Origin of the sequence: Corynebacterium faecale (assembly GCF_030408735.1) — a bacterium.
GTDB lineage: Bacteria > Actinomycetota > Actinomycetes > Mycobacteriales > Mycobacteriaceae > Corynebacterium > Corynebacterium faecale.
In genome coordinates, this window is record NZ_CP047204.1 from 1,809,068 (window position 1) to 1,822,225 (window position 13,158).

Genomic DNA, 13,158 nt, shown 5'->3' on the forward strand with positions numbered 1-13,158 from the left:
ACCGTGTCCGACCGCTACCCGAGTCACCCCCGAGCGAATCCGACCCCATCGCCCACTTGCTTCTTGAACAGTGTTCAGTTGTATACTTTGCCCATGCAAACAGAGACAACCATCAACGCTTCCGCCAGGGAGAAAGCCACTCCTTCGGCGTCGAGCAGAAAGCGCCTGCAGGATCTCGCGCTTATCGCCGTTTTCGCCGCACTCATCATTGTGCTCGCCTTCGTCCAGATCCCGGTTGGTGCGGCCGGTGTCCCAATCGTGCTCCAGAACGCGGCAGTCGTTCTCGCAGGTCTGGTCCTGGGTGGCCGTCGTGGATTCCTTTCTGTTCTGTTGTTCCTGGCGTTGGGAATGATAGGTCTACCAGTACTCGCTGGTGGCAGAAGCACCATCGCAGCACTGGCCGGTGTCACCGTCGGTTATATCGTGGGTTACCTGATCTCTGCCTTTATTACCGGTGTCATTGCTTACCGTGCCCCAAAGAAGAAGGGTGCCGGCATGTTCGCCGTCTTCACCCTCGCGGCGCTGGTAGGCCTGTTGGTGCAATACCTGTCCGGCATCATCGGACTGACCTTAAGGGCAGGGCTCAGTTTCGTGGAGGCCACCGTATCCCAGGCACCGTTCATCCTTCCCGACATGGGCAAGTTCGCGGTCATGATCATCATCGCGGCCGGCGTTCACGCCGCGTTCCCTGATCTGCGGCGCAGATAAGAATCGGTTAAACCCATCTGCCCCACACAGAATCGACTAGTCCACCGTCACCCCGTGGTGGCTGGTCTCTTTTCGTTCCACCCCACTACTCCATAGAATTGGCGACTATGCCCGAGATCATCTTCGAATCCGCGGAAGTGTCCTATGACGACGTCCGGGTTCTTGAACCCATTTCACTCACTCTCCGCGAACAACGGATCGGTATCATCGGTGCCAACGGTGGCGGAAAATCAACGCTGATCAGAATGATCAACGGGCTCGGGGACCCCAGCGGTGGACGGGTCCTCGTTGATGGACTCGATGTCGCTGCCAAAGGCCGGGAAGTGAGAAAAAAGGTCGGCTTCGTTTTCTCCGATGCTGAAAGCCAGATTGTCATGCCTACGGTGCGGGAGGATATTGCCTTCTCGTTGCGCCGCTTCAAGATCTCCCGCGCAGAGAAACAGCAACGAGTGAACGCGATGATGGAACGATTCAACCTGACTGAGCATGCAGATCAGTCACCGCACACGTTGTCCGGTGGGCAGAAACAACTGCTCGCCCTCGCAGCAGTCCTCATCATCGAACCTGACATCATCATCGCGGATGAACCCACTACCCTGCTGGATCTGAAAAACCGGCTACTTATCCGGGAGGTGTTCCGTTCACTTCCCCAACAACTGATCGTGGTGAGCCATGATCTGGACTTTCTCGACGACTTCGACCGGGTCATCTGCATTGAAAACCACCGGATCGCGATGGATGGACCCCCATCTGAGACCATCCCCCACTATGTTCAGCTGATGACGGAGTCGGTCTGATGCGCAACATTCCACTCGGTGTGTATGTGGATGCGGACTCTCCCGTACACCGGCTTACTGCACGCTGGAAGTTTCCACTACTGCTGCTGTTCATCATCGGTGGCACGATCCTGGCCAAGTCCCCGGCGGCGGCGGGCGCGCTGGTTATCACCATGGGAGTCTTATATATTGTCGCACGGATACCGCTACGCACTGCGTGGAGTCAGTGGTGGCCGGTGTTGCCGGTGCTATTGGTGTTAGGAGCCTTCCAATGGTGGCAGCGCGGCCTGCCGTTCGCGGCGACCACAGTCATGGTCATCTTCTCCGCGCTGATGGCCGCCATGCTCCTCACGCTCACCACCAGGCTTGAGGAGATGATGGATACCGTTGAGAGGATGCTCAAACCCTTCGAGCGATTCGGCTTACCAGTGGAAACCATCACCCTGGCAATCTCCCTGACCATTCGTCTCATACCGCTTCAACTAGCCACCGTGATCGAGGTGCTCGATGCCCGAAAGGCGCGGGGCGCCGGCTTCTCCATAGTCGCCTTCGGCACTCCGGTGTTAGTCCGTTCCATCAGACGTGCCCGCAACATTGGTGATGCGCTGTTAGCTCGTGGCGCAGGCGATTAGGGCCCACCTAAACAGCCCCAGGTTGAAACAGGGGCGGGGTGTGCGTCGACAAGCATCGGTGCGCCAACCCGCACACAAACGCAAAGGCTGCTCCGAGGCTCCCGCGTGGGAGTCATGGAGCAGCCTTGAAACGATGTGGTAGGGCTTTAAGCCTCGCCGCGCAGCTCACGCATACGCTGGGCCACCGCATCATCGGTGACGTTTGAGGAGGCAGAACCGGACTCGATGGAATCCTGGGCCTGACCGGAGGCCAACTGTCCACCACCGGTCATTTCAGCACGGATCTGCTCAAGACGCGAGTGGCCTGCCATGTGGACTCCGGCCTGCTCGACCTCAGCCATGCGACCCTCAACGGAATCCTGAGCAAGTTCCGCCTGCCCGAGGGCGTTAGCATAACGGCGCTCGATCTTCTCGCGGACCTGATCCAGGTTCGGGGTGCTACCGGATGAGGTAAGGGAGTTCATGGACTTGAGAGATTCTGAGACCTTCTCCTGCATCTTGGCCTGCTCAAGCTGGCTGAGCAGCTTGGTGCGCTCGGCAACCTTCTGCTGCAGGGCCATGGAGTTGCGCTCCACAGCCTTCTTCGCTTGGTCTGCCTGCTGGAGGGCCTGGTCATGCAGCTGCTTGGTATCTTCCACAGACTGCTCTGCGGTGACCAGCTGGGCCGCGAAGGCTTCAGCGGCGTTCTCGTATTCAGTGGCCTTCTTCATGTCACCCTCAGCGCGGGCCTTATCAGAAAGCTGCAGAGCCTGGCGGGTGTTGCCCTGCAACTTCTCAATCTCACCGAGGCGGCGGTTCAGCTGCATCTCCAGCTGACGCTGGTTGCCGATGACCGCAGCCGCCTGCTGGGACAGCTCCTGGTGCTGACGCTGTGCATCTTCAATGGCCTGCTGAATCTGCACCTTCGGGTCTGCGTTCTCCTCAATCTTCGAGTCGAACAACGCCATGAGGTACTTCCATGCCTTGACAAATGGGTTAGCCATGTTGAAGTTGAGCCTTCCTGAATTTCTTTAACAGATATTTTCGCTGACTACATTTCTAGCACGTGGCGATAACCGCGGCAGTTGTAGAGCGCGCACTTTGACACCATAGTAGCGGGCGGATGTCATGGGTGTGGACATGGCAGGAGACAATTTGTGCGCGCAGACCTGTTCGGGTGCCGCAGTCTCTCATTCCGAGTCCCCCGATGTGCCCGCAGCTCATGCTGCATCATCATCACCACATCCCTTGATGGATCTGGCGACTGATTCCAGCGGGGTCAGACGCGCGCGAGGTCTTCCTGTGCTGCCTGGAGAGCCATCGAGCCGGCGGCTTCGATGAGAACATCCGAGACACTGGCACCCAGTGCGTGACAGACGGAGGCCAAGAGCTCCGAGGAGACTTCCTTGCGCCCACGTTCAAGTTCGGACAGGTATCCGGGCGAGACGCGAGAAGCTTCCGCTAGTTCGCGGAGGGTGATCCCCTTGTCCGACCGGAATGATCGTAGTGCTGCACCAAGGGCCTCACGAAGCAGCGGTTCCGGTGCGGTCCGCCTGGCAGCCTCGGCTATTGGCTTATCGAGAAGGGCTGTGTAAGTAACCATCACTAGGTTCAACTCTCTTTCCCTCGAGTTTGTTCCCAGTTTACCTTGGAACCTGAGTCACTTTGACTCAAGGGGCTGGGAAATACGTAAAATCAAGACCTCGAAACAGCGTTGTACTGCATCTTTACGAATGCGTTCCCGAGCCTTCAGAGGACTGGCCACGGCGAGCTCGGCACATTCACGTTGTTCCTGTTGGTTAAACGCCCGGATGGATTCAGCAGTTCCATCAGGACCTGCAATACCTATCCATACCTCTCCGACTGGGTGCCCCTCCTGCTCATCCGGTCCAGCGACCCCCGTCACTGCGAGCGCCCAGTCAGACGTGCACCGCTTCCGCGCCCCACGAGCCATGGCCTCAGCACATTGAGCTGAGATCACACCGTGCTCCGTGATGATTTCCTGATCTACTCCCGCCAGATCAATCTTCACCTCGGTTGCGTAGGTGACCAGACCGCCCCGGAGTGCGGTTGACGCACCCGGCACCTCCGCAAACGTGGCCGCCGCCAGCCCGGCTGTCAGTGATTCACAGAAGGAGATGGTTTGCCCCGCCTGCTGAAGCAGCCGGAGCAACTCTTGCTGGCTACCCGTCTGCTGGCTGCTCATCTGCTGGCTGCCCATGAAGATCAGGCCTGTGCTTTCTTCGAATCCACGATGTACTGGATTCCGGTGACCACAGTAACCACCAGTGCGGCATACATGACAACCTGGCTCGGGATGCTCATCCAGCCTGGCAGAGGACACAGATAGAGCGCAACCGCCAGCGTCTGCAACGCGGTCTTCAGCTTTCCGCCCTTGCTGGCCGGCACGACATTGCCCTGCCTCAACTGGACGAAACGCCAGATCGTGATACCGAATTCACGGAGGACGATGAGAGCCGTCACCCACCAGGGAAGGATACCGATGATGTTGAAACAGACGAAAGCTGTGGTCATCAAAGCCTTATCCGCAATCGGATCAGCAATCTTGCCAAAGTTGGTGACCAGTCCCCTGGCCCGTGCGATGTCACCATCCAGCTTGTCGGTGATCATGAGGAGGACAAACACCACGAGGGCCCACCACGCGTATGCGTTGTTCTCTGCTCCGCCCTCTAAAGTCAGCCAGGCGAACAGCGGAATGACGATGATGCGCAGGCTGGTCAGGAAGTTGGGCAGGTTCCAATTCGACGGCTCCGTGGAGGTTGCGTCGGACTGTTGTGCCTTCGATTGGCCTTCGGGGGCGCCCATCGCGCCTGCTGAAACATCACTCACGATTTAACACCCTACCCTGCACATCTGATTCGACAATGTCTGACCGATACTCACCAGACCTACCACTCCCCGCGGATCGTAGGGTTTCTGCACTCCGCATCCTCATCCGGAATGCATCGTTGCCTACAATCTGTACTCATGACCTATTTTGCCGTTACCTATACCTACAGCCCTGACAGCGAGGAGATCATCAACCTCCGCCCAACCCACCGCGAGTTCATCACACAACTCCACGAGAATGGTCAGATCGTCGGTTCGGGCCCTTTCACCGACGGTGAGGGTGGCGCGCTCATTGTCATCGAACTCGAGGATGGATCCACTCTCGCAGACGCGGAAGCACTCATGAACAGCGATCCCTTCCACACCGAGAACGTTTTGGAGAATCGTTCCATCCGGGTCTGGAATCCGGTCACCAAGGTTTTTGGCGAATAGCCGGCGAGTAGACAGCGAGTAGCTGGAAAAGAACCGACGGGAAACCAGCGAAAACCACGGGTTCCACCCCAAGAGCAGTGTCCAACGTATGGACTGACTCACACCTGGAAAGCAGACAGGGCACCACCTTCTTATTTGAAGGTGGTGTCCTGTTTGCGCTTCTTTGCAGCGAACGATCTCCCGCTCACTTGCTCAGCATCAGTGCCTGCCTGTACCTGTTTGAAGCTCAGGCACGGTCTTCTGAATCCTTAACGATCCTTGCCCGGCTCCTCGTCGGATGAACGCGGAGTGGAAGAGGCCGGTGACACAGTGGAGTTCTCCGCACCGTCCCGGGCGCTGTCTTCTTCCTCACCGGTGGACCAGGTGTCGCCCAGGTGCTTGGCGGTGTTCCACTTCGGTGGGATACCGCCCATGTTCTCATCTCGCTTGTTCTTGATGATGGAGGCCACCACCGTGATTACGAGAACACCCATGATGAAGAACAGTGACCAGAGCGTGTCAACCTCAGGCACGGGGACGTTCTCGCCGCCGTTGATGAACGGCAGGTTGTTTTCATGGAGTGCGTGCAGCGCCAGTTTCACACCGATGAAGGCGAGAATGAGGCCCAGTCCGTACGGCAGGTAGACGAGGCGGTCCAGCAGTCCATCAAGGAGGAAGTACATCTGACGCAGACCCAGCAGCGCGAAGGCGTTGGTGGTGAAGACGATATAGGGTTCCTCGGTGATGCCGTAGATGGCTGGGATGGAGTCCAGAGCGAACATCAGATCCACCATGCCGATCGAGATGATCGCCACGAAGAGTGGGGTCAGGCTCAATTTGCCACCGATGCGGTGGGTCAGCTTGTCACCGTGGTAGCCCTCGGTGACCGGAATGACCTTGCGTAACGCCTTGATGATGAACATATCGTTCGGATCGGTTTCCGGGGTATCCCGGATCTCGTCCCACAGCAGTTTGACCGCGGTGTAGATCAACCAGATCGCGAAGATGTAGAACACATCGGACCAGGCCTCGATCACGGCGGCGCCGAGAAGGATGAACACCAGGCGGAAGATCAAGGCCATCGCGATACCGATGAGGAGAACCTTCTGCTGGTACTTACGCGGGATCTTGAAGGAGCTCATGATCAGCGCGAAGATGAACAGGTTATCCACGCTGAGGGCCTTCTCGGTCACATAACCTGTGAAGAACTCGATGCCGTGCTGATGTGGATTGCCCGGCTCACCCCAGGTGAGCCAGAGAAATACTCCGAAGACACAGGCGAGCGCCACGTAGAAGACGCTCCACCACGCTGATTCCTTCAGCGTTGGTTCATGAGGTGTGCGAACGTGGGAGTAGAAATCGAAGATGAAAAAGCCCAGGATCACCGCACCGGTGATCAACCAGACTGTTAAGTTAACTTCCATTGAGAAAAGAACCTCCGGCTCTTGGTAGTCGTGTAAGAACCGGAGGTCTCCCCCACCCAGGTGTTGGTGGGCCAGCATGACCGGGAATCACACATCGGGTTACAACGGGTAACACAGATGCTGATTGCCGTGTTGACGATCAATGCCGTAGACGGGGTACTCCCCTCCATTACGGAGTGCCACTATAACCCATTTTTCCTTCGATCGCCAGTATTCGACGATGGACATTCCTCACGAATGTTGCCCGCCCCAACAGGAAAACGGGCCGAACCCCACAAAGATCTGTGGTTTTCGGCCCGTTTTCAGCCCGTTTTCGGCTCGTTTCCCGCCCTCAGCTCAGCGACTCAGTGGCAGCTGCCCCGACGTTGTTGCTCTGACCTTGTTGCTCTGACCTTGCCGCTCTGGCTATTCGAATCAGAACACCCCACCGGATGGATTAGCCCGGACGATGTTGGTGTCTCCGCCATCTGACCCGTTTCCTTCACCGGACCCCGGGGTGGTGCCGGTATTCACCTCTCCCACGGGTTCTGCATAACCATCGTCACCCCACTGGTCTTCCTTCGGGGCATCGGCTGGGTCAGCGCCCTTGAGCATCCAGATGATGGTTTCCAGTTCTTCAGGCTTGACCAGAACCTCACGTGCCTTGGAGCCCTCCGATGGTCCCACCACTCCGCGGGTTTCCATCAGGTCCATGAGACGGCCGGCCTTGGCAAAACCGATGCGGAGTTTACGCTGCAGCATGGAAGTGGAGCCGATCTGTGAGGTGACCACCAGATCCACCGCTTCCAGCAGATCGTCCAGGTCATCTCCGATGTCGGCATCGATCTTCTTGGCTTCACCGGCCTTGTCCTCGGTCACTCCGTCGGTGTAGTCAGGCGCAGCCTGCACCTTCGACGCCTCGACCACGGCTTGGATTTCCTCATCGGTGACGAAGGCACCCTGGATACGCTGTGGTCTGCCGGCACCCTGCGGGATGAACAGTGCATCGCCCATACCGATGAGCTTCTCCGCACCACCCTGGTCCAGGATCACGCGGGAGTCCGTGAGCGAGGAGGTGGCGAAGGCCAGTCGGGATGGCACGTTGGTCTTGATCAGGCCGGTCACCACGTCCACGGAGGGGCGCTGCGTCGCCAGCACGAGGTGGATGCCCGCGGCGCGGGCCTTCTGGGTGATGCGCACGATTGATTCTTCGATTTCTTTCGGCGCGGTCATCATCAGATCGGCGAGCTCGTCGACGACACAGATGATGTACGGATACGCCCGGTATTCACGCTTTGATCCCATCGGGGTCACGATCTCACCGGATTTAATCTTGCGGTTGAAGTCCTTGATGTGGCGCACACGGGTCTGCTTCATGTCCATATAACGCTGTTCCATCTCCTCGACCAGCCACTGCAGTGCTGCCGCAGCCTTCTTCGGCTGTGTGATGATCGGGGTGATCAGATGGGGGATCCCCTCGTAGGGGGTCAGTTCCACCATCTTGGGGTCAACAAGGATCAGGCGCACATCTTCAGGGCGCGCACGGGTCAGCAGGGATACCAGCAGGGAGTTCACAAAAGCGGATTTACCGGAACCTGTGGAACCGGCCACAAGAAGGTGGGGCATCTTCTGAACTGAATAGGAGACGAAATCACCTTCAATGTCCTTGCCCAGTCCCACCAGCATGGGGTCTTTGTTGTCCACGGTGACTGGCGCATTCAGCACATCACCGAGTCGCACCATTTCACGGTCCGCATTCGGTACCTCAATTCCCACGGCCGACTTGCCGGGAATAGGCGTGAGCAACCGGACATTCTCAGTCGCCACCGCGTAGGCAATATTGGACTGCAGATTGGTGATCTTGGAAACCTTCACGCCAGGGCCCAGCTCGATCTCGTACCGCGTCACTGTCGGCCCGCGTGAGAATCCGGTGACAGTGGCATCCACGTTGAATTCACGGAAGACATCGGTAATGGCTTCGATGATCCGGTCGTTGGTCTCTGATCGTGTCTTCGCCGGCGCGCCCGGGATCAGGAGATCAGCGCTGGGAAGCTCATAGAAACTGTCCCCGTCGCTGACGGTAACGGCGGCCGGGGGCTCAGCCTCCTCCGTCGCCGGTCCTGCCGGGTCCATTCCGGAGCGTTGAATGATGGCCTGTCGGACATTCTCACGCGATGCCGCCACCGCATCACGGGTGGGGGCGGGGGCCGGAGTCGCAGGTGGTTCCACCTTCTCGGTGATGGCGGGGAACTCATCGGTTTCTGACACCGAGGGTTTAGACCGCTCCGGCTTAGAGAACAGTGAGGGTTCACCGCTTATCGACGCCTCCGTCAGCTTCCCATCACGCTCTGCGGCGGGTTCACCGCCCGCGTTGTCAGCCGGGTAGCGTTCCAGCGACGCCGCCGCCCGGCGTGGAGTGTCGGTGGTGCGACGGGGTGTCACCCGGGTGGCACGCGCTGGAGCAGCTGGGGCCTTTGGAAGTGCGCGGCCAGAGGCGCGACTCTCGATCTCGTGGTTGACGTGACCGTAGAGGTCGTCCTCTTCGTCCTCATAATCATCCTCCCCGGACCGTCCGAAGCCAAAGAAGCCATTGATGAAGCCGCCGAACTCCCGAATCGTGATACCGGTGGTTTTCAGTGCCCCATAGAACAACACCAGGAACAGAATCGGTACCGCAAGATAGACACTGAAGCCGAGCTCCAATGGACTACCGACCCAGGCACCCAGTGCACCACCAGCTGTTTTACGACCTGCCCAGTCACCGGGGTTGCCTGCGAAGAGGTGCACGAGACCCAGCATGCACAGCAGGATGATCACAACGCCGATTCCCACCCTGACCCGGGATTCCGGGTTCGGGGTGTAGTTGAGCATCAGTGCAACCGCAGCCGCGATGAGAGCGAGTGGAAGAATCCACGCTCCCGCCCCGATGGTCAGGTGGACGATGTCGGCGATGAAAGTGCCGACCGGGCCACCAATGCTGAACCACACCGCGGCACCGAGGACAATGGCTGTGCCAACCAGAGTCAGTGCGATACCGTCGGCGTGCTCATCCATATAGGCACCTGCACGGCGCCAGGATGAATCATGTTGCTCTTCATTATCCGCCACGGCAACATCTTCAAAATCGTCCGTTTTGGATCGTCGGCTAGATGTACGAGCCTTGGGCTTCGTAGGGATCTCCTCCTCAAAATCATCAAAATCATCGTCCAGGGCATCGCCCCGTCGCCGGCCGAGTTCACCGATGGATCGGGTCATCTTCCCCAGTCCGCCGGCAGTAGCAGAAAACAGACTTCCGATGCCGGTACCCACAGCATGAAATGCGCTGCCGGTCCTCTCTTCGGAGGTCTCGGCAGCGCGACGTGCAGTCATCGAAGTCGTCGGAGCCGTGTTCTCAGCTCGACCGGTTCTCTGAGTGGGCTTGGTCCTCCGGGTGGTCGCGGTGGTTTTCGGCCCCGTCGACTTTCCAGATGCCCGTGAGCTTCCCCGCTTGGGTGCGCCGTTTCTGACAGTCATGGCTCCCAGACTAGTCGCACCAACCACAACTATCACAGCTGCACCACGCTGATCCAGCTGGTTTTTCAGGAACCCTTGTTCTATTCCCTACTACAGATTAAGCCTCTTCACTGAAGAATCATCACCGGAAATGTCCAGATTGACCACGTCCCGCCCGAAAGCCCACAGGACGAACTCTCCCACTCCACCGCTGATTCGGACGACCGCCTCGCCGTCCGGGGATACACCCGGCTTTTCATTGACGATGATCCGTTCAAACCCTTCAGGGGCAAGGATGACCGGGCGATCAGCTTTGAGCACCCGGCCAGCCATCATCTTCAGTGCGCGGTACAGATAACGTTGGTGTTCTTCAGCAAGCTCGCGCTCGTCAACGGCATCACCGGGGGCCAGGGCACCACGGCGGACATCTTCATGATGGACAAAGTGCTCGACCCCATTGGCCACACGGTCAAGGACCCGCCATGGATTAAGGCCCGAGGGCCCAGCGGCCCAGTTCCGGACGAGGTCATCGTATGAACCCGTCTCAGGCTGCTCATCGCCACCACCGATCGGCACCAGTGCCCGAAGCTTCGACAACGGGTTCTGCTCACGGTCCCGGAGATGCTCCGCCAGATCCCTCGTTGTCCACCCCTCGCACAGCGTGGGAGCATCAGGCCCCTTGTCCAGAAGAGATTGGGCCAGGGCTTCGCGCTCACTATTAGAAAAAGTCATGAACCCCAGCCTAAGCGCTTTTCTCACGCCAGGTTGGGGTTCACTCGTTGGGAAACCTACTCAGTGGTTAGAGGGATTCCCTGGAGGCACGAACCTCATCATCATTAATGCTCACGTTATCCGAGGTCATCGGGATGACGGTAGGCATGATGACCGGCTGGCGCTTCCACTTCTGCTCCACGAAACGGGAAAGCTTACGACGCATCTGCTGAACCATGCGGTAAGGATCGTTTTCACCTTCGGCGGCAAGATCGTTCATAGTGTTCTCAGCCAGCTCGGTGACCTCAGTCATCATTGCCTTGGAATCCTCGGAGAAACCAGTGGTTTCAACCCGTGGGCTCTCAAGGAGTCGACCCGTGCGGTTGTCGATGACACACGTGATGGAGATCAGTCCACCCTCGCCGAGGGAGGTACGGTCCGCCAGGATGTCTGCATCGATATCACCCATGGTGACACCATCGACATAGAGGTTACCGACTGGAATCTGACCCACAACCTTGGCATGTCCGTTGACCAGGTCAACGACTACACCATTCTGTGCGAGCACGACGTTGTCGCGCTGCACACCGGTGGAGATCGCCAGTTCCTTGTTGGCACGCAGGTGACGCCACTCGCCGTGCACAGGCATGGCGTTCTTCGGGCGCGCAGCGTTGTACAGGAACAGCAGCTCGCCTGAGTATGCGTGGCCAGAGGTGTGCACCTTGGCGTCGCGGCCTGTGATCACGGTTGCGCCGATCTGGGCCAGCATGTTGATCACACCGAAGACAGCTTCCTCATTACCCGGAACGAGCGAGGAGGACAGGATGATCAGGTCGCCGTCGCGGACGGTGATCTGACGGTGTTCACGGCGTGCCATCCGGGACAACGCCGCCATGGGCTCACCCTGGGTGCCGGTGGTGATGAGCATGACCTTGTGCGGTGCCATGCGGGAGGCATCGTCCATGGAGACGATCGTTCCGCGTGGTGCCTTGAGGTAGCCCATCTTCTCGGCGATCTCCATGTTCCGGATCATGGAGCGACCGTTGAAAGCCACCTTGCGACCTGCTGCGACAGCGGCATCGACAGCAGCCTGGACACGGTAGACGTTTGAGGCGAAGGAGGCGAGGATGACGCGCTGCTTGGCTTCAGTGACCAGACGCTTCAGCGTCGGGGCGATCTCCGCCTCGGAACCTGATACGCCCGGGGTGGTTGCGTTGGTGGAGTCACACAGCATCAGGTCGACGCCTTCGTCACCGAACCGGGACAGTGCCGGCAGGTCGGTTGGACGACCATCGGTTGGGGTCTGATCCAGCTTGATGTCACCGGTGTGGATGACAAGTCCGGCAGGGGTCTTGATGGCGAGGCCCAGGCAGTCTGGGATGGAGTGGTTGACTGCCCAGAAGCGAATGTTGAACGGTCCGCGGTTCTCATTGGACTGCTCGTTGACCTCGATCAGCTTCGGACGCAGTCGGTGCTCCTTGCACTTGGCTGCGATGAGCGCGAGTGTGAAACGGGATCCGATGATGGGGATGTCACTGCGCAGCTTGAGCAGCCACGGGATCGCTCCGATGTGGTCCTCATGCCCGTGGGTGACCACGAGTGCCTCAACGCGGTCGAGGTTGTTCTCGATCGGACCGAAGTCCGGCAGGATCAAATCCACGCCAGGTTCGCCTGATGACGGGAACAGCACACCACAGTCAACGATGAGAAGACGGTTGTTGTATTCGAACACGGTCATGTTGCGACCGATCTCGGAAATACCACCCAGTGCGTAGATACGCAGCCCGTTGGATGGAGCCTTCGGTGGGTCGGGCAGACGCTGGGTCAGGTCCGCGCCCTGCATGGACTTGACCACATTGCGGCGACCACCCTGGTTACGCTGAGCCGGGTTACGCTGACCACGGTTACCCTGACCGTCCTGGCCCTGGTTGCCTCCACCACGGCGGCTACGTCCACCACGGCTGTTGGACGAGGAACGTCCACGGCCGGAGTTGTTACCGCCCCGGTTCGACGACGAGTCGGACCCGTTGGAGTCCCGGTTGTCGTTTCCGGAGGCAGGTGCTTTGTCCGTTTCTTGGGCGGCTGATGCCTCAGGAGCCTGGAACACCGGGGTGTCCGCTACCGCTTCCTGTCCAGCCTCCGGCGGACCCGCCTTGCGGGTGACCTTCCGGGCGCGATTACGGGATTCATTCATAT

At 58.8% G+C, this 13,158-nt stretch carries 12 protein-coding genes; 4 read left to right on the forward strand and 8 right to left on the reverse strand.

Annotated elements, in window-relative coordinates; translation table 11 throughout:
• Positions 1 to 93: 93 nt before the first annotated feature.
• The 3 genes from CFAEC_RS08270 (at position 94) to CFAEC_RS08280 (ending at position 2,116) form a co-directional block, all read left to right on the forward strand.
• On the forward strand, positions 94 to 708 hold the full coding sequence (locus CFAEC_RS08270; RefSeq protein WP_290275881.1) for a biotin transporter BioY: 615 nt from the start codon (positions 94 to 96) through the stop codon (positions 706 to 708).
• Positions 709 to 815: 107 nt separating this feature from the next.
• A complete protein-coding gene (locus tag CFAEC_RS08275; protein ID WP_290275884.1) occupies positions 816 to 1,505 on the forward strand; it encodes an energy-coupling factor ABC transporter ATP-binding protein in 690 nt (229 codons plus the stop codon).
• Positions 1,505 to 2,116, forward strand: coding sequence for an energy-coupling factor transporter transmembrane component T family protein (locus tag CFAEC_RS08280; protein WP_290275886.1), 612 nt, complete (start codon positions 1,505 to 1,507; stop codon positions 2,114 to 2,116). Before CFAEC_RS08275 ends, CFAEC_RS08280 begins: the two co-directional genes overlap by 1 nt.
• Positions 2,117 to 2,262: 146 nt before the next feature.
• Here CFAEC_RS08280 and CFAEC_RS08285 read toward each other — a convergent pair whose 3' ends face one another.
• The 4 genes from CFAEC_RS08285 to pgsA form a co-directional block, all read right to left on the reverse strand.
• Positions 2,263 to 3,099: a PspA/IM30 family protein gene (locus CFAEC_RS08285; protein WP_290275888.1), complete on the reverse strand. Its 837-nt coding sequence runs from the start codon at positions 3,097 to 3,099 to the stop codon at positions 2,263 to 2,265.
• Between the two features lie 275 nt (positions 3,100 to 3,374).
• Positions 3,375 to 3,698, reverse strand: a complete 324-nt coding sequence (locus CFAEC_RS08290; RefSeq protein ID WP_290275890.1) for a helix-turn-helix domain-containing protein — start codon at positions 3,696 to 3,698, stop codon at positions 3,375 to 3,377.
• A gap of 57 nt (positions 3,699 to 3,755) precedes the next feature.
• Positions 3,756 to 4,316 (reverse strand): CinA family protein, encoded by a 561-nt coding sequence (locus CFAEC_RS08295; protein ID WP_290275891.1) that lies wholly within the window; start codon positions 4,314 to 4,316, stop codon positions 3,756 to 3,758.
• A gap of 5 nt (positions 4,317 to 4,321) precedes the next feature.
• Complete coding sequence (pgsA, locus tag CFAEC_RS08300) at positions 4,322 to 4,945, reverse strand: CDP-diacylglycerol--glycerol-3-phosphate 3-phosphatidyltransferase (protein ID WP_290275892.1); 624 nt, start codon at positions 4,943 to 4,945, stop codon at positions 4,322 to 4,324.
• A 138-nt stretch (positions 4,946 to 5,083) separates the two neighbouring features.
• On the opposite strand from pgsA, the gene CFAEC_RS08305 reads away from it, so the two are divergent.
• The gene (locus CFAEC_RS08305) at positions 5,084 to 5,377 is read left to right on the forward strand and encodes a YciI family protein (protein WP_290275894.1); all 294 of its coding nucleotides are present in this window, start codon (positions 5,084 to 5,086) and stop codon (positions 5,375 to 5,377) included.
• Positions 5,378 to 5,625: 248 nt separating this feature from the next.
• Here the strand turns inward: CFAEC_RS08305 and CFAEC_RS08310 are convergent, their stop codons facing one another.
• The 4 genes from CFAEC_RS08310 to CFAEC_RS08325 all read right to left on the reverse strand — a co-directional run bounded on the left by CFAEC_RS08310 (position 5,626) and on the right by CFAEC_RS08325 (position 13,156).
• On the reverse strand, positions 5,626 to 6,780 hold the full coding sequence (locus CFAEC_RS08310; protein WP_290275895.1) for a TerC family protein: 1,155 nt from the start codon (positions 6,778 to 6,780) through the stop codon (positions 5,626 to 5,628).
• A gap of 414 nt (positions 6,781 to 7,194) precedes the next feature.
• Positions 7,195 to 10,272: a DNA translocase FtsK gene (locus CFAEC_RS08315; protein WP_435384224.1), complete on the reverse strand. Its 3,078-nt coding sequence runs from the start codon at positions 10,270 to 10,272 to the stop codon at positions 7,195 to 7,197.
• Between the two features lie 90 nt (positions 10,273 to 10,362).
• A complete protein-coding gene (locus CFAEC_RS08320) occupies positions 10,363 to 10,983 on the reverse strand; it encodes a TIGR03085 family metal-binding protein (RefSeq protein ID WP_290275897.1) in 621 nt (206 codons plus the stop codon).
• A 67-nt stretch (positions 10,984 to 11,050) separates the two neighbouring features.
• Positions 11,051 to 13,156, reverse strand: a complete 2,106-nt coding sequence (locus CFAEC_RS08325) for a ribonuclease J (RefSeq protein WP_290275899.1) — start codon at positions 13,154 to 13,156, stop codon at positions 11,051 to 11,053.
• Positions 13,157 to 13,158 lie beyond the last annotated feature (2 nt).

What these genes read in the sequence shown, in the direction of transcription:
- CFAEC_RS08310 (WP_290275895.1), bottom strand. Translation starts at nt 6,780, where the DNA reads ATGGAAGTTAACTTAACAGTCTGGTTGATCACCGGTGCGGTGATCCTG.
- CFAEC_RS08280 (WP_290275886.1), top strand. Translation starts at nt 1,505, where the DNA reads ATGCGCAACATTCCACTCGGTGTGTATGTGGATGCGGACTCTCCCGTA.
- CFAEC_RS08320 (WP_290275897.1), bottom strand. Translation starts at nt 10,983, where the DNA reads ATGACTTTTTCTAATAGTGAGCGCGAAGCCCTGGCCCAATCTCTTCTG.
- CFAEC_RS08275 (WP_290275884.1), top strand. Translation starts at nt 816, where the DNA reads ATGCCCGAGATCATCTTCGAATCCGCGGAAGTGTCCTATGACGACGTC.
- CFAEC_RS08270 (WP_290275881.1), top strand. Translation starts at nt 94, where the DNA reads ATGCAAACAGAGACAACCATCAACGCTTCCGCCAGGGAGAAAGCCACT.
- CFAEC_RS08295 (WP_290275891.1), bottom strand. Translation starts at nt 4,316, where the DNA reads ATGGGCAGCCAGCAGATGAGCAGCCAGCAGACGGGTAGCCAGCAAGAG.
- CFAEC_RS08285 (WP_290275888.1), bottom strand. Translation starts at nt 3,099, where the DNA reads ATGGCTAACCCATTTGTCAAGGCATGGAAGTACCTCATGGCGTTGTTC.
- CFAEC_RS08305 (WP_290275894.1), top strand. Translation starts at nt 5,084, where the DNA reads ATGACCTATTTTGCCGTTACCTATACCTACAGCCCTGACAGCGAGGAG.
- CFAEC_RS08315 (WP_435384224.1), bottom strand. Translation starts at nt 10,272, where the DNA reads ATGACTGTCAGAAACGGCGCACCCAAGCGGGGAAGCTCACGGGCATCT.
- CFAEC_RS08290 (WP_290275890.1), bottom strand. Translation starts at nt 3,698, where the DNA reads ATGGTTACTTACACAGCCCTTCTCGATAAGCCAATAGCCGAGGCTGCC.
- CFAEC_RS08325 (WP_290275899.1), bottom strand. Translation starts at nt 13,156, where the DNA reads ATGAATGAATCCCGTAATCGCGCCCGGAAGGTCACCCGCAAGGCGGGT.